Source organism: Synechocystis sp. CACIAM 05 (assembly GCF_010222815.1).
GTDB lineage: Bacteria > Cyanobacteriota > Cyanobacteriia > Cyanobacteriales > Microcystaceae > Synechocystis.
Genome location: NZ_CP019225.1, coordinates 2,669,140 through 2,689,870, shown reverse-complemented (window position 1 = coordinate 2,689,870; position 20,731 = coordinate 2,669,140). Strand labels below are relative to the sequence as shown.

General features: G+C 47.4%; 18 protein-coding genes and 1 pseudogene. 15 read left to right on the top strand and 4 right to left on the bottom strand.

Annotated features, from left to right (window positions below; genetic code table 11):
• The 9 genes and pseudogenes from BWK47_RS12730 to BWK47_RS12690 form a co-directional block, all read left to right on the top strand.
• Positions 1–283 (top strand): hypothetical protein (locus BWK47_RS12730; RefSeq protein ID WP_162328920.1); only part of this gene is annotated, 283 nt, incomplete at its 5' end.
• A gap of 118 nt (positions 284–401) precedes the next feature.
• Positions 402–3,647 carry a carbamoyl-phosphate synthase large subunit gene (carB, locus tag BWK47_RS12725; protein WP_162329695.1) on the top strand — a complete coding sequence of 1,082 codons (3,246 nt, stop codon included), beginning with the start codon at positions 402–404 and terminating at the stop codon, positions 3,645–3,647.
• Between the two features lie 441 nt (positions 3,648–4,088).
• Entirely contained in the window at positions 4,089–5,444 is a 1,356-nt protein-coding gene (locus BWK47_RS12720; RefSeq protein WP_204250411.1) for an S-layer homology domain-containing protein, read from the top strand.
• Between the two features lie 335 nt (positions 5,445–5,779).
• Entirely contained in the window at positions 5,780–5,965 is a 186-nt protein-coding gene (locus BWK47_RS12715; RefSeq protein ID WP_162328918.1) for a type II toxin-antitoxin system HicB family antitoxin, read from the top strand.
• Positions 5,962–6,141, top strand: coding sequence for a type II toxin-antitoxin system HicA family toxin (locus tag BWK47_RS12710; RefSeq protein ID WP_162328917.1), 180 nt, complete (start codon positions 5,962–5,964; stop codon positions 6,139–6,141). Before BWK47_RS12715 ends, BWK47_RS12710 begins: the two co-directional genes overlap by 4 nt.
• A gap of 99 nt (positions 6,142–6,240) precedes the next feature.
• Positions 6,241–6,873, top strand: coding sequence for a DUF3177 family protein (locus BWK47_RS12705; protein WP_443081621.1), 633 nt, complete (start codon positions 6,241–6,243; stop codon positions 6,871–6,873).
• A gap of 125 nt (positions 6,874–6,998) precedes the next feature.
• Complete coding sequence (proA, locus tag BWK47_RS12700; protein ID WP_162328916.1) at positions 6,999–8,300, top strand: glutamate-5-semialdehyde dehydrogenase; 1,302 nt, start codon at positions 6,999–7,001, stop codon at positions 8,298–8,300.
• A 77-nt stretch (positions 8,301–8,377) separates the two neighbouring features.
• Positions 8,378–9,127 (top strand): urea ABC transporter ATP-binding subunit UrtE, encoded by a 750-nt coding sequence (gene urtE, locus BWK47_RS12695; RefSeq protein WP_010873625.1) that lies wholly within the window; start codon positions 8,378–8,380, stop codon positions 9,125–9,127.
• Between the two features lie 211 nt (positions 9,128–9,338).
• Positions 9,339–9,428: pseudogene (locus BWK47_RS12690) on the top strand (IS1 family transposase); the annotation flags it as partial.
• A gap of 248 nt (positions 9,429–9,676) precedes the next feature.
• Here the strand turns inward: BWK47_RS12690 and BWK47_RS12685 are convergent.
• Positions 9,677–10,642 carry a septal ring lytic transglycosylase RlpA family protein gene (locus tag BWK47_RS12685; protein WP_162328915.1) on the bottom strand — a complete coding sequence of 322 codons (966 nt, stop codon included), beginning with the start codon at positions 10,640–10,642 and terminating at the stop codon, positions 9,677–9,679.
• Between the two features lie 749 nt (positions 10,643–11,391).
• Between BWK47_RS12685 and BWK47_RS12680 the strand changes: the two genes are divergently transcribed.
• The 3 genes from BWK47_RS12680 (at position 11,392) to cobA (ending at position 16,428) form a co-directional block, all read left to right on the top strand.
• Entirely contained in the window at positions 11,392–11,697 is a 306-nt protein-coding gene (locus BWK47_RS12680) for a hypothetical protein (RefSeq protein WP_162328914.1), read from the top strand.
• Between the two features lie 147 nt (positions 11,698–11,844).
• Complete coding sequence (gene mfd / locus BWK47_RS12675) at positions 11,845–15,444, top strand: transcription-repair coupling factor (protein WP_204250410.1); 3,600 nt, start codon at positions 11,845–11,847, stop codon at positions 15,442–15,444.
• A gap of 195 nt (positions 15,445–15,639) precedes the next feature.
• The gene (gene cobA, locus BWK47_RS12670) at positions 15,640–16,428 is read left to right on the top strand and encodes a uroporphyrinogen-III C-methyltransferase (protein ID WP_162328912.1); all 789 of its coding nucleotides are present in this window, start codon (positions 15,640–15,642) and stop codon (positions 16,426–16,428) included.
• Positions 16,429–16,472: 44 nt separating this feature from the next.
• Here cobA and BWK47_RS12665 read toward each other — a convergent pair whose 3' ends face one another.
• On the bottom strand, positions 16,473–16,676 hold the full coding sequence (locus BWK47_RS12665) for a hypothetical protein (protein ID WP_162328911.1): 204 nt from the start codon (positions 16,674–16,676) through the stop codon (positions 16,473–16,475).
• A gap of 110 nt (positions 16,677–16,786) precedes the next feature.
• Positions 16,787–17,380 (bottom strand): hypothetical protein, encoded by a 594-nt coding sequence (locus BWK47_RS12660; protein WP_237269636.1) that lies wholly within the window; start codon positions 17,378–17,380, stop codon positions 16,787–16,789.
• A 116-nt stretch (positions 17,381–17,496) separates the two neighbouring features.
• Between BWK47_RS12660 and lpxA the strand changes: the two genes are divergently transcribed.
• Both lpxA and BWK47_RS12650 read left to right on the top strand, forming a co-directional pair.
• Positions 17,497–18,384: an acyl-ACP--UDP-N-acetylglucosamine O-acyltransferase gene (gene lpxA / locus BWK47_RS12655; RefSeq protein WP_162328909.1), complete on the top strand. Its 888-nt coding sequence runs from the start codon at positions 17,497–17,499 to the stop codon at positions 18,382–18,384.
• 9 nt (positions 18,385–18,393) lie between these two features.
• Complete coding sequence (locus BWK47_RS12650) at positions 18,394–19,491, top strand: glycosyltransferase family 4 protein (protein ID WP_162328908.1); 1,098 nt, start codon at positions 18,394–18,396, stop codon at positions 19,489–19,491.
• Between the two features lie 314 nt (positions 19,492–19,805).
• Here BWK47_RS12650 and BWK47_RS12645 read toward each other — a convergent pair whose 3' ends face one another.
• Complete coding sequence (locus BWK47_RS12645) at positions 19,806–20,093, bottom strand: hypothetical protein (RefSeq protein WP_010873616.1); 288 nt, start codon at positions 20,091–20,093, stop codon at positions 19,806–19,808.
• Positions 20,094–20,238: 145 nt separating this feature from the next.
• Here BWK47_RS12645 and BWK47_RS12640 point away from each other — a divergent pair, with 145 nt between their 5' ends.
• On the top strand, positions 20,239–20,517 hold the full coding sequence (locus BWK47_RS12640; protein ID WP_237269635.1) for a hypothetical protein: 279 nt from the start codon (positions 20,239–20,241) through the stop codon (positions 20,515–20,517).
• Positions 20,518–20,731 lie beyond the last annotated feature (214 nt).

Genomic DNA, 20,731 nt, shown 5'->3' with positions numbered 1-20,731 from the left:
GGATAAATTACTGAGCTATTTTTTATTTTTGGGTAGCATTTTCACTTTAGCCACCGGGATAACTTTGGTCTTAGCTAGTCGCTGGGTCTTTTTGCCCCTAACCCTGTCCATTGTTTCCCAAATTGTTTATTTCTCCGTGCAAAAACGTCGATTTAGCCGGGCCAAAACTGAGGAAGAAAGGGAAGATGCCCAGGTACAACCCACTACCATCAATGCTTTTAAGACTTCTTGCGTGGTGGCGATCGCCTGTGGCCTAGGCTGGGCGGTGGGGGCGATTAAATAGGATTCGGACCCGGATTTTTGGTCAATAAACCTGGATATGGGAACGGGTGGCGATCGCCGATAAAGCCTATACAATGATTGGGATCGAAATCCCCATCACGTCTCGGACAGTTTTACCTATGCCACGCCGCAACGACTTAAACAAAATTATGATTTTGGGGGCTGGCCCCATTGTTATTGGTCAAGCTTGCGAATTTGACTATTCCGGCACCCAGGCGTGTAAGGCATTGAAGGAGGAAGGCTATGAAGTGGTGTTGGTAAACTCCAACCCAGCATCGATCATGACTGACCCGGAGTTGGCGGATCGCACCTACATTGAGCCGCTCATTCCGGAAATTGTGGAAAAAATTATTGAAAAAGAACGGCCGGACGCAGTTTTACCCACCATGGGGGGGCAAACGGCATTGAACCTGGCGGTATCTCTGTCTAAGTCCGGGGTGCTGGAAAAATATGGGGTGGAATTAATTGGGGCGAAACTGCCGGCGATCGAAATGGGGGAAGACCGGGAATTATTCAAGGAAGCCATGGCCCGCATTGGGGTTCCCGTTTGTCCATCGGGCATCGCCAGTAGCATCGAAGAAGCTCGGAAGGTGGCCCACGAAATTGGTTCCTATCCGTTAATTATTCGCCCTGCTTTTACGTTGGCAGGTACGGGGGGCGGCATTGCCTACAACCAAGAAGAATATGAGGAGATGGTGCAATACGGCTTGGATCAGTCCCCCATGTCCCAAATTCTGGTGGAAAAATCCCTGTTGGGCTGGAAGGAATACGAGCTGGAAGTAATGCGGGATTTGGCCGATAACGTGGTCATTATCTGCTCCATTGAAAACTTTGACCCCATGGGGGTTCACACTGGGGATTCCATTACCGTTGCTCCCGCCCAGACTTTGACTGATAAGGAATATCAACGGCTACGGGACTATTCCATTGCCATTATTCGGGAAATTGGCGTGGAAACAGGGGGGTCAAACATTCAGTTTTCCGTTAACCCGGCCAATGGCGATGTGATTGTGATCGAGATGAATCCCCGGGTGTCTCGGTCTTCCGCCCTGGCTTCTAAGGCCACGGGTTTCCCCATTGCCAAATTTGCGGCCAAGTTAGCAGTGGGTTATACCCTCAACGAAATTTCCAACGACATTACCAAGAAAACCCCCGCTTCCTTTGAACCCACCATTGATTACGTGGTGACCAAAATTCCCCGCTTTGCCTTTGAAAAATTCCCTGGGGCCGAGCCAATTTTAAACACCCAAATGAAATCCGTCGGGGAAGCCATGGCCATTGGTCGTACTTTCCAAGAATCTTTCCAAAAGGCGTTACGTTCCTTGGAAACAGGACGGTTCGGGTTCGGTTGCGATCGCCATGAGACTTTGCCGACGCTGTCCCATTTGCGTTCCCAGTTGCGGACTCCCAACCCAGAGCGGGTCTTTTCTTTGCACCATGCGTTTAATTTGGGCATGACGGTGGAAGAAATTCATGAGTTGACGGCGATCGATCCTTGGTTTTTAGACAAGTTAGAGGATTTGGTCAAAACGGAAAAATATATGAAACAACGGGGTTTAAAAGACCTCACCGCCGCAGATCTGCGCTACATCAAACAACAGGGTTTTGGCGATCGCCAGATAGCCTTTGCCACCAAAACCACCGAAGACGAAGTGCGGGCCTACCGTAAATCCCTGGGCATTGTTCCCGTGTATAAAGTAGTAGACACCTGTGCGGCAGAATTTGAAGCCTTCACCCCCTACTATTACTCCACCTACGAACCAGAAGAGTGCGAAGTTCTGCCGTCGGATAAACCCAAAGTGATGATCCTGGGGGGGGGCCCCAACCGCATTGGCCAAGGCATTGAATTTGATTACTGCTGTTGCCATGCCGCCTTTTCCCTCAGTGATGCGGGCTATGAAACCATCATGGTCAACTCCAACCCGGAAACCGTTTCCACCGACTACGACACGAGCGATCGCCTCTATTTTGAGCCCCTCACCAAAGAAGACGTTTTAAATATCATCGAAGCGGAAAATCCGGTGGGCATCATTATCCAATTTGGCGGTCAAACGCCTTTAAAACTGGCAGTTCCCCTGCAAAAGTATTTAAACAGCCCCGATTGCCCAGTGCAAACCAAAATTTGGGGCACTTCCCCCGACTCCATCGACACTGCTGAAGACCGGGAACGATTTGAAAAGATTCTCCACGAGTTGGAAATTAGCCAACCCCCCAATGGCATTGCCAGGGATTACGAAGAATCAAGAGTGGTGGCCAACCGCATCAGTTATCCCGTTGTGGTGCGCCCTTCCTATGTGCTGGGGGGCCGAGCCATGGAAATCGTCTATTCCGATGAAGAGTTGGAACGGTACATGACCTACGCAGTGCAAATTGAGCCGGACCACCCCATTTTAATTGACAAATTTTTGGAAAATGCCATCGAAGTAGACGTGGACTCCCTCACCGATAGCACCGGCAAAGTAGTCATCGGTAGCATTATGGAGCACATCGAAGAAGCGGGCATCCATTCCGGGGACTCCGCCTGTTCTATTCCCTACACCAGCCTTTCCGATAATGTTCTGACCACCATCCGCCAATGGACAGAACAATTGGCCCGCGCTTTAAACGTGGTGGGTTTGATGAATATTCAGTACGCAGTACAGGGGGAGCAGGTTTATATCCTCGAAGCTAATCCCCGGGCTTCCCGTACTGTGCCCTATGTGAGTAAAGCCACTGGCCGTCCTTTGGCCAAAATCGCTTCCCTAGTGATGTCCGGCAAAACCTTAGAGGAGTTGGGGGTGACGGAGGAATTTATTCCCCAGCACGTGGCCGTTAAGGAAGCTGTCCTTCCCTTTAGTAAATTTCCTGGGGCGGATACGTTACTTGGCCCAGAAATGCGCTCCACGGGAGAAGTGATGGGCATTGACAGTGACTTTGGCAAAGCCTTTGCTAAGGCAGAATTGGGAGCGGGGGTAATTTTAGCCACCACCGGGACAGTCTTTGTTTCCATGAGCGATCGCACCAAAGAAGCGGCTGTGCCCGTGGTTAAAGACCTAATGGAGCTGGGTTTTAAAGTGGTAGCTACGGCGGGCACCCAAAAAGTTTTGCGTGAACATGGCATTGAAGGGGTGGAAGTGGTGTTAAAACTCCACGAAGGGCGACCCCACGTCATTGACTGGATCAAAAACGGCCAAATCCAATTTATTATCAACACCCCCAGCGGTGAGGAATCCCAGTTAGATGGCCGCACCATTCGCCGGGCTGCGTTGGATTATAAATTGCCCATCATCACCACAATCGCCGGAGGCAAAGCCACCGTTGCCGCCCTCCGTAGTCTGCAGGAGCATCCCTTGGATGTGAAGGCGTTGCAGGATTATCTGAGCTAATTTTTCCCATCTTGTCAGCCGTTTACTCCTTGCTATTAAAACTTTTACGGGCACGTTGGAGGTTGATTATTTGCGGTGTTTAAGGAAAGTGAAAAAGTCTTAATGTAATTAAAGAATTTTTTAGAAAATGAGAGATTTTTTTAAGTTTTAACTATACATGTAGCACCATCTTTTTGCTGTGGTTGATTTGTGCCAACTTGATATTTTTTCTAGTTTGGTCGGTTTACAAAGAGTCCCTAATCTGAACTCAGATTAGGTTAGTTTTTGTTAGGTTAATCATTGGCTATTACTTATAGCAAAAATCAAGACGGTTAGGACTAACAATCACTGAAAGCTTTTCCAGATAAAGATTTTAAAATCAAAAATGTCCTAATCCCTCCACCTCTTGCTATATTTGTAAATCAATTCTTATTCAAATATCTACATTTTTCAGAGGTTATGATGAATTTTTTAAATCGCACTCTGGCGGGTTCCAGTTTAGTTGCTTTAACCTTTATGCCCATTGTGCCCATGACCCTAGCCCAGTCCTCTAGCTTTGGGGATTTACAGGGTTATTGGGGGAGTTCTTATGTTACAACCCTAGCGGAGCGAGGCATTATCGGTGGTTTTCCCGATGGCACCTTTCAGCCCAATGCCCAAATTACTAGGGCTCAATTTGCGGCGATCGCCGTTAAAGCATTTGATTTATCCCCCGGCAATGGTAGCCGTAGTTTTAGGGATGTGCCCGCCAACTATTGGGCCGCTCCGGCCATTTCAGCGGTTAATAATTCTGGTTTAGTGACGGGATTTCCCGACGGTAGTTTTCGCCCCGAAGAAAACATTACCAGGGCCCAAGCTTTAGTGATTTTGGCCAAAGCTTTGGGCAATAAAACCAATGCAGATCCCAATGGTTTAAACCCCTATAGCGATCGCCAAGCGGTGCCGCAATGGGCCATGGACAGTGTCGCCAGGGCGGCCAATGGGGGAATTATTGTTAATTTTCCCGATGCCAATCAAATTAATCCCAATAGCTTGGCCACCAGGGGAGAAGTAGCGGCCTTAGTTTATCAAACCCTAGTCAAGCTTGGGAACGGCAATTTTGCCCCCATCAACATCGGCACTAACACTCCCAGTGCCCCCATCACCCCAGTGGTTACTAATTTGGCGATTGAACGGATCGAAACTAACACTAATCCACGCCGACCATTACAGGAAGGGGACGAGCTGTTGATTCGGGCCTATGGAACCCCAGGGGCCAGTGCCATTTTTGAATTGGACGGCCTAAACCGAGACCGCCCCGTGGCGATGCAGGAAGTACAATCGGGCATTTATGAAACCAGTTACCGTATCCGCCGTGGCGATCGCCAAATCAATGCTAGGCCAGTGGTTATTCTTAGTCGGGCCGGGCAAAATTCCATCAGTCTTCAATTTGATCAGGCGATCGCGATTAATATCAATAACCAAAATAACCCCGATTTCCCCAACGACCCCGGTAACCCTGGTATCGGTTACATACTGCGACCGGAAATTACCAATTTCAGAGATAACGAGGTGATTCGTTTACCGGATAATTTGATCGGTCAAACCCTCCCCGATGCAAGTGTGGAAGTGAGGATCGAGGCTCTGCGTACTGTGATGGGAGTACTAAACCTTTCCCAAAACGTTTTTCAAGCTAATGTAAGGGCGGATCAAAACGGACAGTTCATTGTGTACATTCCCCAGGCTAATGTGGAGTCCGGCACCATCTACCGGGTTAGAATGACCGCTACCCAAAATAATCAGTCCCAAAGTAGTGAGCTACTGCTACAGCAGGAATAAGCTGGTGTATATCTAACCGAAATTAATCCCTTGGAAAAATGCCCTAGGCCACTTCCAGGGGAGATTTAGCAATGGAAAACTGCTCTGCAAAGGGGGCGGCATATTTTTGGTGACAGAAATTTAATTCAATAAGTGATGAAGATGCCCAAACTGCACTAGACAATGGGATTGTTCATGACAGACAAATTTATAGCTATTACAATGAAAAATATTATGAGTTTCAATCAGATAATGCCGGAGGGTATCATGGCTATCCAATTTTAGAAAAAAATGTCCCTCATAAAGTTATCAAACAACTTAAAAAGCCTTATATTTAATGATAACGCCATCAACAAGTGAAAGCTGAACTAACCGCAATCATTGAAGCATCTGAGGATGGAGCCAATGGTCAAGGTAACACCATAGCAGAAGCAAAAGCTAGTTTGAAAAGTGCCATACAACTTATTGTCGAAGATCGTCTGGAGGATATTCGTCGAGGTTTACCTGAAGAGGCCATTGAAGAGACGCTCCTAATTCCATGAAGCGTAAGGATTTGGAGAAAAAATTACGGCAGGCTGGTTGTTATTTAAAGCGGGAAAGTGCGTCCCATTCTCTTTGGATTAATCCTGCAACTGAGGTTGTGGAAGCTGTGCCTCGACATACAGAAATCAAGGAGTTTTTAATCCAAAAAATCCTTAAAAACCTGGACGCAAAATAGTCTTTTTGTTTCTATTAAGCGACACTGATGGTTAATCCCGTAAACTGGTCTGAAAATTTGGTAGCCTAGCAAAGCTGGGGGTTCACATTTTGGTGGGCATTGCCCCTTTCCTTTGTCAAATTTTTCGATGGTGTTATGGAAGTAGACGGCGTTTGGTTGCGGTTAATCTGGTTGGACTATCGCTTAGCGGTCATCGTTTCTGTGTTTATCCCCTTGGTGCTGATCATTTGGTCGGCCTTTAAACGAGTAGATGCCATCAATCGTTTGCTAATTATCTATTGGCGCGTGGCCAGCCTGTTGATGGTAACGGTTTATCTCCTGATTCCCGGCTGGTCCTTGGCATTCTTCACTGGTTTTGCCGCCCGTTGCCTAATTCCCATTAGTTTGTGGTTTTGGGTGGATCTCAATGACGAAATCAAAGATTTACCTCCTTCTCCGTTGAAATTAGCCACCATCACTTGGCGTTGGGGTATCACTATTTTTTCCTGCTTTGCCATCTTGATCAATATTCCTTTCCTCTCCTGTGGGCTGAATGGCATTGGTGGGGCAGAAAGTTTCTGTCAGGTTTGGCTCCAGCCCCCTCTCCATTACAAGGCCTGGTTCCACGCTAATTCCAACACCGGTTTTCTCGGATTTTTGGGCATTGTGGGCCTAGTAGCCTATGTGATGTATTTCCTTTCTTTCCTGATCTTCCGTCTGGGTCGTCAAGGGCGATCGGCTCTGGATCATTAAAGCCATTCCCCCAGGTTCAAGCCGTAAATATTTTTAAATACTTTCCCCTGCGCTTTGCTGTTTGCCCCCCAAAGTTGCCCTGTCCGAAAAATAACTAAAGTATCTGCATCGTCAACGTCTAACCCATGGTTATTTCCCCAAGCGTTTCTGCCCTCCACACCCTGGCCCACAATGCTCGCCAAGCTGCCCTCCATCTGGGTAGTTTAAACACCGCCGAACGTAATCAGGCGATCGCCGCCCTTGCGGACGGCCTAACGGCTGCTATGCCAGAAATTTTGTCTGCCAACCAGGAAGATTGTGCCGCAGCAGAAGCCATGGGCATCGCCAAACCCCTTTATAATCGTCTGTTGTTGGGGGAAAGTAAGCTCAAAAGCACCATTACCGGGGTGAAGGATGTGGAGCATTTACCCGATCCGTTGGGTCAGGTTACCCTCCATCGGCAATTGGACGAGGGTTTGGTGTTAAAACGGGTTGGTTGTCCCCTGGGGGTTTTGGGGGTGATTTTTGAAGCGCGTCCGGAGGCCCTAATCCAAATTAGTAGTTTGGCGATCAAATCCGGCAACGCCGTAATTCTCAAAGGGGGTCGAGAGGCCACCCGCTCCTGTCAAGTTTTGACTGAAGTGATTCAAACGGCCTTGGCGAAAACCGCTGTGAGTCCTGAAGCGATCAACCTACTCACCACCAGGGAGGAAATTCGAGAATTATTAGGTTTGAACCAGTATGTAGATTTGATTATTCCCCGGGGTTCCAACGAATTTGTCCAATATATTCAACAAAATACCCAAATTCCTGTGTTGGGCCACGCCGATGGTATTTGTCATCTTTATCTAGATGCCCAAGCTGATCTTAGTAAGGCCATCCCCATCACAGTGGATGCCAAAACCCAATATCCCGCCGCTTGCAATGCCATTGAAACTCTTTTAGTCCACCAGGCGATCGCCGCTGAATTTTTACCACCCTTGGCCCAGGCATTGGGGGAAAAAGAGGTCAGTTTGCGGGGAGATAGTGGAACTCAAAAATTGATTGACTGTGAACCTGCCACCGAGGCAGATTGGCGCACCGAGTACAGTGATCTAATACTTTCCATCAAAATTGTTGATTCCCTCGAAGCGGCGATCGACCATATTAACCAGTACGGTTCTAAGCACACCGATGGCATTATTAGCGAAGATTTAACCGCCGCAGAGCAGTTTTGTCAGCGGGTGGACTCCGCCGGGGTTTACCACAATTGCAGTACCCGCTTTGCCGATGGTTTCCGTTATGGTTTTGGCGCAGAGGTGGGCATCAGCACCCAGAAAATGCCGCCTCGGGGGCCAGTAGGTTTGGGGGGCTTAGTCACCTATAAGTACCAATTGTGGGGCCATGGTCACATTGCCGCCACCTATACTGGCCAGGGGGCAAAAGCTTTTACTCACCTTGATCTTTAAGCTCTATTGATTGCCCCAACCCCATCCCATTGGGAGGAATAATTAGCAAAGGTTGACGGGACGTTTGAACATTCTGGATGGCTATGTTATCCTTTCCCCCATTCTTGGCTAATTGGATCGTCCCCATGCTACAAATTTCCGACCTGAATGTGTATTACGGAGAAAGTCATATTTTACGTAATGTGGACATGTCCATTGCTCCGGGGCAGATGGTATGTTTGATCGGGCGCAATGGGGTTGGTAAAACGACTCTCCTTAAAACCATTATGGGACTGCTTTCCCCTCGCAGTGGTTACGTAGTATATGGCGATCGCCAGTTGAATTCCGTGCCGACCGATAAACGGGCCCGTTTAGGCATTGGTTATGTGCCCCAGGGGCGAGAAATTATTCCCCGCTTGACAGTGCAGGAAAATTTACTGCTGGGACTGGAAGCCTGTGCGGATAAAAGTCAACGGCAAAAAGGCATTCCCGATGAAATTTTCGAGCTTTTCCCTGTGCTCAAAACCATGCTTTCCCGCTGGGGAGGGGACTTGAGTGGTGGTCAGCAACAACAATTGGCGATCGCCAGAGCTTTGATGGGCCAGCCGAAACTATTACTGTTGGATGAACCGACGGAGGGCATTCAACCGTCCATCATTCTAGAAATTGAAGCAGCGGTAAAACGGATTATTGCCGCCACAGGTATTTCCGTCCTTTTGGTGGAACAGCATTTGCACTTTGTCCGCCAAGCAGATCGTTACTACGCCATGCAAAAAGGGGGCATTGTGGCATCCGGGGAAACCCAAACGTTGAGCCAGGAAGTTATCCAAAAATTTTTGGCAGTATAGAGAAGCATCACGTTGAATCTCTAGGGTCTAATTCCCCGCTAGTTGCAGTGGGGAGCCTTCATTCTAAGTTTTTTGAGAGTTTCAAATAGATAATGATATGGCATGATAGAGAATATTGGGTAATGAGATTTTGCAAAGATGCCTACACACTGTCACTTTCCTCAATGTGGTTATGGAAATGTCGTCAAAAATGGCTTTGTCAAGGGTAAGCATTGATATCACCATGGCAATATTTGCCAAATTCAGGGTCAATGGCAGCATAGAACTACTACGCAACTGGCGCCTCTCATTGCTTTCTTGAAACTCTCAAACTTTTCAAACACTTTCTGAAATTCTTCCAACAACAACGACAAGGGATAGAGGACGAGATCGCCCATCAATCATCAAAATAAAACCGCCGATCGCCTTGGACAAATCAAACCGGCAGGAGTTAATTGCTCTAAATATTGAGCATGGACTATGCCAGGGATAATTGTGCCCCCAAGACCCTAGGGAAAGTCATTATGCTGAGGGACAATGGCATAGCCCGAAATTATAGGTTTTTAACTATTACTGCACAATGTCCAGGGCAACATTACCCACGCCGCTGCTATGGATACCGATCGCCCTGGCCGCTCCGGCGGAAAGATCAATTACCCGTCCCCCAGTAAAGGGCCCCCGGTCATTAATACGCACCACCACAGACTGGCCGTTGCGAAGATTGGTCACCTTCACCCTAGTACCGAAGGGCAAAGTTCGATGGGCCGCCGTTAGAGCGTTTTGGTTAAAACGTTCACCGTTGGCTGTGCGTCGGCCATGGAATCCAGGACCATACCAGGAAGCAATACCCCCCTTGATCCTTTTAATGGTTGCGGCAGCATCAAAGGTGTTGACCCGGGCCACCTGCAGAGCTGCTGGTAAAGCCACAATGGGTTCTGCTCCCCCCAACAAACGGCGCAGACGGTTAGCGGTTTGCAGGGCAGTTTCCGGGGCGGAGAGTTTTTTTTCTGGTAAAACAGTATTTTTGTTGATAGTCAGCAGAATTTCGTCTTCAGATTTGACCACCAGTTGGCGGGTAGTGGCATCTAGACCCACTTTGATGGTGCTTGGGTCAAAGGACTTAGCCCCGATCAGTTCGTCCAGGCGACGGGCAACGGTCTGGGCCCGCTCCATGGTGTCGGTGGCTTGGTCATTGCTCAGAGCAGCCAACTCAGTGGCGGTGCCCAAAAAGGTGACCACGGGAATTTGGTTCACCCGCAGGGTAACAGCTAAACGATTTTCCGGCCCTTGGTGGGGAACCAAAGAAATTAGTTCGGTGTCTTGGAAGGCAGGTGCCGGGATAGAAGAAGTGGCGGTAACGGAAGATTCTAAGGGAGCTAGAGAAGAATTATTCTCTGAAACAGCTGTCGGAGCATCTGCTTGGGTGATGGCATTTAAGGCCAACAATCCAGAAGGGCAGTTACCCCACACCAGGGTTGTCAAACTCGCTGTGCCAATAACACCGGCGATCGAGCGACAAACGTTAATTCCTTTCATAGACTTAGAGGTAAAGGTCAAGGACTGCAAACCCCGATTGAATCAGAGGTCGGTGGTGAAAACTCAGGCAAATAGATTGGTGAGTCCCAGGCAGTCCCACTCATCCACGCATAGTACAAAAAGGCGGACAAGATTTTCGCTATGGGCTTCCACAAACTACCACGTAAATTGGGGGTTAGGCCCCAGAAAATCTTATTAGAGAGATAAACAAAGTTTATTAAGGTCTGTAAAAGCTTGCATTACAAGGTGTAAAGAATTTGTTCCGTTTCCAAAAAGCAGTGGGACAATTTGGATAGTGGTGGGTGATCAACAGCAGATCAAATCTTTTGTGAACATATCAACTCAATGTTTTGGGAGGAAACCGACCATGTTCTGGAAGCTCAGACAAGTATCCCGTTTCTGGTTTTGTTACTTGAATCAACCTATTTTTAGTCGAGAGTCAAAATCCACATGGCGATTGAGCCATTTTTGGTCCATGTATCAGATCTCCCTGCTGGAATCCTGTTGGCAAAAAAGTCCCATCAAGGAAACTTCCCTCTGATGGCGGTATGCTTAGCCAGTCTTGGCAAAGGGTCGGGAGAGTTGGTGGTTGACCAAAGAATTTGATTGTGGGTCACCGCAATTATTAGTCTTACCCCCCAGACCCCAAGCAGTTACCTTACCAAAGAGGGCAGGGAGTTATGCTACGATCCTTGGCCAATAGCCCCAGTGGTTGACTTGGTGATGATTTTTGTTAGGAAAACCAATCTATGACCCCATCAGATTATCAGGATCAGGAAGTTAAAACCCCCAAAGTGGAGGTGGTAGATTCCTACGATACGGGAGACGATGGCATCACTGATGCAGCCCGTAGATATTGGTTGCAGTTCCAACAATGGTTTGATAATTTGCCCCTCCCCGCCAAAGGCGCTGTGGCGATCGCCGTTTTGTTTGTTGCTTTTTCGGTGCTGACCCAGGTGCTGAAGTTTGTGGCTTCCCTGGTCACTTTGGCTATTTTGCTCGTCATTCTCTACGGAGTTTATCGGGTCTTTCTGCGCCAGGATAATGGTAATTGAACTTCGTCTAATTGCAGAATTTGTTTAGCTTCCCTCCACCCTGAAATTTGCTGGGAGTTGGGATGGGGTTCTTGCTGTACCTGTTTTTGATAACTCAACAAGGGCAAAAGTTTTCCTAGGGGTCGACCTTACTAGGGATGATTGGCCATGGCTGAGCCTAGGGCTGTCCTCAAACAGGGCAATCGGAATAGGGACAAGGATTCTGTCGGGCTGGGGAACAGGCTAAGATTTGTTAGTATCTCCTCTGCTCTGAACCCAATGACCTTTTCCTCCATACTGCGCCATCTGCAAACCTTACCGTTGAGCAAAGACCTGCGGGAAAAATTGCAAAAGCGGGGCCATGTGCAACTCAGTGGCCTACCCCGGTTACCCAAAGGCCTAATTGTTTCCAGTTTGGCCCAGTCCCTGGAGAAAAATCTTTTGGTCATCACTGCCACGTTGGAGGAAGCGGGGCGCTGGACAGCCCAGTTGGAACTGATGGGTTGGCAAACCGTTAATTTTTACCCCACTTCTGAAGCTTCCCCCTATGACCCTGGGCGACTAGAGTCGGAAATGGTTTGGGGACAAATGCAGGTGTTGGCAGAATTAATCCAGGGCCATCAGGTTAAGGGCAAGGCGATCGTCGCTACAGAAAAGGCCCTACAGCCCCATTTACCCCCGGTGGCAACCTTACGGGAATACTGTTTGGCCCTACGACGCGGTCAGGAGATGGATAGCAAAAGTCTGGAGCTTACCCTAGCGAGGTTGGGCTACGAGCGTGGCAGTACGGTGGAAACAGAGGGGCAATGGAGTCGGCGGGGGGATATTGTTGATATTTTCCCAGTGTCGGCGGAGCTACCGGTGCGACTGGAATGGTTTGGTGATGAGTTGGAAAAAATCCGGGAGTTTGATCCTGCTAGCCAGCGTTCCTTGGATGACTTAACTGGTTTGGTGCTGACCCCCACCAGTTTTGATCAGGTGATCGAACCAGCGTTAAATGCCCAGGATATTAATCTTGTCGCCTGGGGAGAGGACCCGGAAACGGAGCAATTATTCGGCAAAGAGGGATTACAGCGATTTTTGGGTCTCGCCTTTACTGAACCGGCTTGTTTATTAGATTATTTACCGACAGAAACAGTCTGTGTACTGGATGAACCAGAGCAATGTGCGGCCCACAGTGAACGGTGGTTTGAGGCGGTGGCCCAGGATTGGTCAGCTTTGCAGTTACCGAATTTACCCCAATTACATCGAAATTTTTCGGCCCTTGGCGATCGCCTGAAGGAAAATTTTACCCATATAACCCTGTCGGAAATCCACGAAGTTAATGCCGATAGTTTAGATATTTCAGCTCGACCCATCCCCACCATGCCCCACCAGTTTGCTAAGTTGGCGGAAATTTTACGGGGGAAACGGGAAATTTATAGCGGTTTGACATTGGGACAATATAGCACTTGGTTGATTTCAGCCCAGCCCAGTCGTACTGTTTCTTTATTGCAGGAACATGACTGTGCGGTGCAATTTATTGCCAATCCGAGGGATTATCCTGCCATTGAAAAAAGTCAGATTCAACGGACAGCGGTGACGTTAAAGTATTCAGGATTAGCGGAATTAGAAGGGTTTATCTTACCGACCTTTCGTTTAGTTTTAGTCACGGATCGAGAATTATTTGGTCAGCATGCTTTAGCTACACCGGAATATGTGCGGAAACGGCGACGGGCTACATCTAAACAAGTTGACATTAATAAACTTTCCCCTGGGGATTATGTAGTCCACAAAAGTCATGGCATTGGCAAATTTTTGAAGTTGGATGCGTTGGCTAATCGGGAATATTTAATGATCCAATATGCCGACGGCATTTTGCGGGTACCCGCCGATAGTTTGGACAGTTTATCCCGCTTTCGCCATACGGGAACTAGACCCCCCGAACTGCATAAAATGGGCGGTAAAGTGTGGGAAGCCACCAAAAATAAAGTCCGTAAAGCAGTTAAAAAATTGGCCGTTGATTTGCTCAATCTTTATGCTAAGCGGGCAAAACAGGTGGGTTATGCCTATCCGCCAGATAGTCCCTGGCAACAGGAATTGGAAGATTCTTTCCCCTACCAACCCACCCCCGATCAACTAAAAGCAGTGCAGGATGTGAAAAGGGATTTGGAAGGCGATCGCCCGATGGATAGATTAGTGTGTGGGGATGTGGGCTTTGGCAAAACAGAAGTGGCGGTGCGGGCCATTTTTAAGGCCGTGACCAGTGGCAATAAACAGGTGGCTTTACTAGCTCCCACCACGGTGTTAACCCAACAGCATTACCACACCCTTAAAGAAAGATTTGCTCCCTATCCCATCACCATTGGTTTACTGAATCGTTTTCGCACTGCTTCGGAGAAAAAGGAGATTTTAGCCAAGTTAAAAAGTGGTGAATTAGATATTGTGGTAGGTACCCAACAGGTATTAGGTACATCGGTAAAATTTAAAGATTTAGGACTTTTAGTTATTGACGAAGAACAGCGCTTTGGTGTTAACCAAAAGGAAAAAATTAAGACCCTGAAAACGGAAGTAGATGTATTAACCCTAACGGCAACTCCCATTCCCCGTACCCTTTATATGTCCCTTTCCGGCATTCGGGAAATGAGTCTGATTACCACACCGCCACCTTCCCGTCGCCCCATTAAAACCCATTTATCTCCCTACAATCCCGAAGTAATTCGCACCGCCATTCGTAACGAGCTAGACCGGGGTGGGCAGGTTTTTTATGTAGTGCCTCGCATTGAAGGTATTGAGGAATTGGGAGGACAACTGCGGCAAATGGTGCCCAGTGCTCGCATTGCCATTGGTCATGGTCAGATGGAGGAATCTGAGTTGGAAAGTACTATGTTAGCTTTCAATGATGGTGAGGCGGACATTTTAGTTTGTACTACTATCATCGAAGCTGGTTTGGATATTCCCAGGGTAAACACAATTATTGTTGAAGATGCCCAAAAATTTGGCTTGGCCCAACTTTATCAACTGCGGGGTCGGGTAGGGCGATCGGGTATTCAAGCCCATGCTTGGTTGCTCTATCCCAACCAAAAACAGTTAACGGAAAAAGCTAGATTAAGACTGCGGGCATTGCAAGAATTCAGCCAACTTGGTTCCGGTTATCAACTGGCCACTAGGGATATGGAAATTCGGGGCGTAGGTAATCTTTTGGGTGCAGAACAATCGGGGCAAATGGAGGCGATCGGTTATGAGTTTTATATGGAGATGTTGCAAGATGCCATTAAAGAAATCCAGGGTCAGGAAATTCCCAAAGTGGAGGATACCCAAATAGATTTACCTCTCACCGCCTTTATTCCCAGTGATTACATTCCCGATTTAGAAGAAAAAATGGCCGCCTATCGTCGCATTACTAGCATTGAATCCACTGATGAGTTGCCGAAAATTGCCTTGGATTGGGGCGATCGGTATGGTATGTTACCAAGTCCGGTGGAGGAATTATTTAAAGTGGTTAAGCTCAAGCATTTAGCCAAATCCTTAGGCTTTTCTCGCATTAAAGTGGAGGGTAAACAAAATCTTGTCTTGGAAACGCCCATGGAGGAACCCGCTTGGAAATTATTAGCGGAAAATTTACCCAATCATCTCCAGTCCCGCTTTGTTTACAGTGCCAAAAAAGTGGTGGTGCGGGGTTTAGGAGTGTTGGCCCCAGCTAAGCAAATGGATAATTTAATTGACTGGTTTGGCAAGATGCAAGGGGCTTTACCAGAAACAAAAATGGAAACTTTAGTAGGTAAATAGCCTCTGGTAAAATGTTAAAAATTTGACGTGAATGACGTAAGAACGTGTTTAGAAAGTTTTATTCTGCCCCCTAAATTCGCTAATAATGGGGGACTTTCACTCAGTATTCCTCCTAATTTGAGGGGCCAGGGGGACTTTTAAAACAGGCTCTAAAAACTGTTGAATATTTTTCTATCTGTATAATTTCTACAAAGGGTGGTTGTTAGGTTGCAAAACGGATTGATGGGCAAAGTGTATTTAGTTGGAGCGGGGCCTGGGGATCCTGGCTTGATAACTGTTAAAGGTAAAACTTTGTTGGAAAATGCCGAAGCAGTGGTCTATGACGCTTTGGTGAGTACAGCTATTTTAGCTATGGTTAGTCCCCAAGCCGAATTGATTGATGCAGGCAAAAGGAGGGGCAGACATACCAAGTTACAGTCAGAAACTACACAGTTATTGGCGCAATTAGCTGAAAAACACGCCGTGGTGGTGCGCTTGAAAGGGGGAGATCCCTTTATTTTTGGCCGGGGGGGGGAAGAGATGGAAGACCTAGTCAAAGCTGGCATTGAGGTGGAAGTGGTACCGGGCATTACAGCGGGCATTGCTGCCCCTGCCTACGCTCAAATTCCCCTCACCCATCGGGCTTACAGTTCCTCCGTCACCTTTGTCACGGGCCATGAATCGGCGGGAAAATATCGGCCTGAAGTCAATTGGGCGGCGATCGCCAAGGGCTCGGAAACCATTGTGATTTATATGGGGGTGTATAGTTTAGCGACTATTTTGCCCCAGTTAATGCTGGCGGGGTTGGGGGAAGATACTCCCATTGCCCTAATTCGTTGGGGAACCTGTCCAGAACAACAGGAACTATTAGGTACTTTTGCCACCATTTTGGCCCAGATTGAAGTAGAAAATTTTCAAGCCCCGGCGATCGTGGTCATCGGGGCAGTGGTCAACTATCCGGCTAATCTCCGTCAGCAATTGCAACCCATGTTAAGCAACCTGTAGCTTTTTCAGGTAAATAATTTGACCCAAAGAAAGTACAATTTGTACTAAGGTGAGTTTTTTTTAGTTAAACCTTGAATTGATTCGGCGATTGATGAGATGTCTTGGGAATGATTTTCCGGTAATTCTGTTAAAACATCTGCAATTTGACAAAGAGCAGCAACCTTTAAAAGTTCTCTTTGTTCCTTTGAAAGATTACCTAATGACTCCGCCATATTACAAAGATAGGAAGAAACATAATCGTTTCGCATGGGTCCACCTTGTTAATTATATTTTCAGTGAGTAGAATGTCCTATTGAAATCTCCTTGAGAAAATTCAGCTTTTAGCTGGAATGGCATTCAATATTAACTTGAAATTTCTCTAATTTGGTTGGGTTTCACTATAGGCAGGGAAAAGATCCCGGGGGAAATCCTCTGCCGCTAGGCAGGTATTCATCGCTTTTTGGGGAGTGAAATCGGAAACTTCCCGACTCAGAGCCAACACACATTCCGAATGGCGACCTGGTAGTAAACTTTGGCGACAGCTATTGAGGGCCGCCATGGTGACATCTTCCCCTTCGGGGGAACGGTTCCGTCCCACTACGCCCCGGTCAATATCCACTACACAATTACCCAAATCCACCGGGCGACGCACTTGAAAACAGGATTGCAGAGCCACAATGCCAGTAATGTTGGTGTTACGACTGATCATGTTGACGCATTGGGACATTTCCTTGGGAATAATCGCCTGGGAGCAACCAGAAGCGGCCGCATCATCACTAACTCCGTTTCTTTTCAGTTCCGTCACACAAACATCAAACTGGTTCCAGTCCCCAGCCACGGCGGCGATCGGGGCAAAAACCATACCGCTGGCCATCAACAGGCCACAACCAATGGGAACAAAGGGACGACGGAGTTGTTGGAAATAATTTTTAAAGCTATGTTTAGAGCCGTTAGAACCGATAGAGCTAAGCATACGGGTTAACACCAAGACGAAATTGACATCATCACCAGACCACTGGATTGTAGTCAGAGTTGCAGAGAAGATCAAGCCACTGGGGGTCACTCCAGGGGTACAATGCCTGCTAATCTATGGGGAAGTTATTTGCCCTTGTCCCTGCTCCGATTATCCCCCATTCCGAGAGATTAATGTTGACTGATAACCGCTTGGGAGAAGCGACCTTGTCCCCATCTATCCATCCAACGGCCATCATCCATCCCCAAGCCCAGTTACACGCCACAGTTCAGGTGGGGGCTTTTAGTGTGATTGGGGAGAAAGTCACCATTGGAGCTAATACGGTCATTGGTCCCCATGTGGTGGTGGAAGGCCCCACGGAAATTGGTACAGGAAATCGAATTTTTCCCGGTGCAGTGATCGGTTGTGAACCCCAGGATTTGAAATATAAGGGGGGAGAAAGTTGGGTCAAAATCGGCAACGATAACCAAATTCGGGAATACGTCACCATTAACCGGGCTACGGAAGAAGGAGCAGTGACCCGCATCGGCGATCGCAATTTGCTGATGGCCTATGCCCATGTGGCCCACAATTGCGTAATTGAAAATGAAGTAATTATTGCCAACTCTGTGGCTTTGGCGGGGCACATTTATATTGAATCCCAGGCAAGAATCAGCGGCGTTTTGGGGGTCCATCAATTTGTCCATATTGGTCGGTTGGCTATGGTGGGGGGCATGAGTCGCATTGAACGGGATGTGCCTCCTTTTACCATTGTCGAAGGTAATCCTTCCCGGGTGCGTTCTTTAAACTTAATCGGCCTGCAACGTTCCGGCATGTCGGCGGAGGATTTGAGTGCGTTAAAACAAGCTTTTCGGTTAATTTACCGTTCTGATACCCCTTACCAACAGGCCTTGGAAGAATTAGGGCGATCGGCTGCCCATCCCTATGTGCAACACTTCCAACAATTTTTGCAGAAATCTAGCCACGACCAAGGACGACGGGGCCCCATTCCCAGCAAAAAATAGGTCGGTGCCATGGCCGGATCCAATTTATTAGTTAATCTTTCTTTTCTGCTGGCCCAACCGACGGGCTTGAGCGTCTATGCCAGCAACGTTTTTCCCCATCTCAAAGCCCTCAACCCGACCTTACTAACCTCTAGCATGGTGGCCAATTTTGCCTGCCAAACTGTGCCAAATAATCTCACCCCAGCCCAGGGCAGTCGGGGCCATTTTAATCGTTTAGTCTGGACCCAGTTTCAGCTACCAAAACTCTATCGACAGTTGAAGGGTTCATTGCTTTTTTCGCCCATCCCGGAGGCTCCACTTTGGGCCGGTTGTCGCACAGTGGTGATGGTGCATGATTTGATTCCCCTCCGGTTTCCCAACTGGAAATCTCCCCTGACTAGCTATTGCAAGTTTTATTTGCCGTTGGTGCTAGGGCAAGCGGAACATATTTTGTGTAATTCCCAAGCTACGGCCGATGATGTGGTGGAATATTTCCAAATTCCCGCCAGTAGAATTACTCCGATCGCCTTGGGCTATGACCGAGAACATTTTCAACCGGGACAGGATAATTTAGCCCCAAGGAAAAAGCCCTACTTTCTCTTTGTGGGCCGCCACGATCCGCACAAAAATGTGGGGCGGCTGATTCAAGCCTTTGCTCGATTTGTGCAAAATACCAACAGCCAAGATATTGAGTTAATTTTGGCCGGTCCTACCGATCGCCGTTACACTCCCAAATTAATGGCCTTGGCGACAGAATTGGGGGTTGGGACAGAGGTACATTGTTTAGACTACGTTAGCTATGACCAACTGCGACAACTTTATCGCCAGGCGATCGCCTTAGTGTTTCCCTCTTTATGGGAAGGATTTGGTTTTCCAGTGCTGGAAGCCATGGCCTGTGGCACGGCGGTAATCACTTCCTCCGTCTCGTCCCTACCGGAAGTGGGGGGTGATGCCGTTCTATTGGTCGATCCCTACAGTATTAAAGAGATTTATCAAGCTATGGAGCAGGTGTGGAAAGATGGCCGGTTTTGTCAGCAGTTACAACAACAGAGCTTAGCCAGAGCAAGGGAATTTTCCTGGGAAAAAACTGGACATTTAACTAGGGAAGTATTGGCAAAGTATCTTTAGATGAGGGCAACCTAATCCCCTGACGAACTGCTACTGGCAATTGGGCGACCGGTTCAGACCAATCTGATTTTAACGGCAAAAAACGTTTCATAACCGATAATGCCACCGACATAGGGGTTAACACCAACACGGATAATTCCATTAACAGAAGGGGAAGTTTATTAATAGAAATTGCGGTAATAGCGTGAGGCCAAAATAGTTTTTGTCTATACTCTCCAAAATAGCAATGCCAAATGCTTGATCAAATACGGCACTCCATACATCGTTCATAACAATAAAACTATTATCGAAGAAAATAAATGGAGGGATTAATTTCAATTAAATGTATCTTTAAAAATCAATTTACCTTTTAAGTAAACCTCCACTGTGTCGTCATTAATTGAGTAAGTATAATCTCCATTTTTCCAGGTCGAAATGCCGGCCTTGCGATTGCGGCCTAATTTAATACATCCTGTCCCGTAAACACAGCCTCGGTAGGTTCCCGCTTCGTAGTCCACGGTATATTCGCCTTTTTGACCATAGTAGGTAATGGGAACGGCGACAGCAACGGTTGCATAAACCACGGAGAAAGTTGCCATCAGTGCCAAATGTAATACTTTCATGATTTATACCTCAATGCTTGATCGCAAAATAATTATATCCGCTACTTAAATTTTTCTATCTAGTATTTTAAGATAGTTAACATAAAGTCTTGATTTAAGTTTGGAATTGTCTAAAGTTATTCTGCCTGGGAGATAATCTGGTGTGATGTTGTTCGCGTTTTTCCAGCCCCTCGAATTTCCGGATAACTTCAATCAGACACTGGCGATAAATGTCTATGCGGAAACCATTTGCGGCAGTCAGGCGGTCCTAGAGGTGGCCCGTGGCCAAGCAAGTCGGGCGGCAATGGATGCTTTTAATCGCCATCGACAACTACATCTATTTCCTATGCTGCTCTTGGATACTACCGGAAAAAATACCGAAGCCGAGTTATTAAAAAGTTGGGACGAGTTTTCCCAGAAGGTCTGCCCCGAAAAGTTTGAGTGATTATCTGTGCCAAGGGCAAAGAGTTTCCACTTCAGTCTGAACTGAGCAAAGGATGGTCCATCATCCCCACCTATGGGGAGAACATTGAGCGTTTTTTTAAAGAGCAGAAAGCTCTCATGATGACTTAAGATCTGTTAAGGTTTGATGCTGAAAATTTTTAGAAAACCATCAGGCGGTTAAAGTTCAAACAATATTTCTCTGGGCAGGCTGTCAG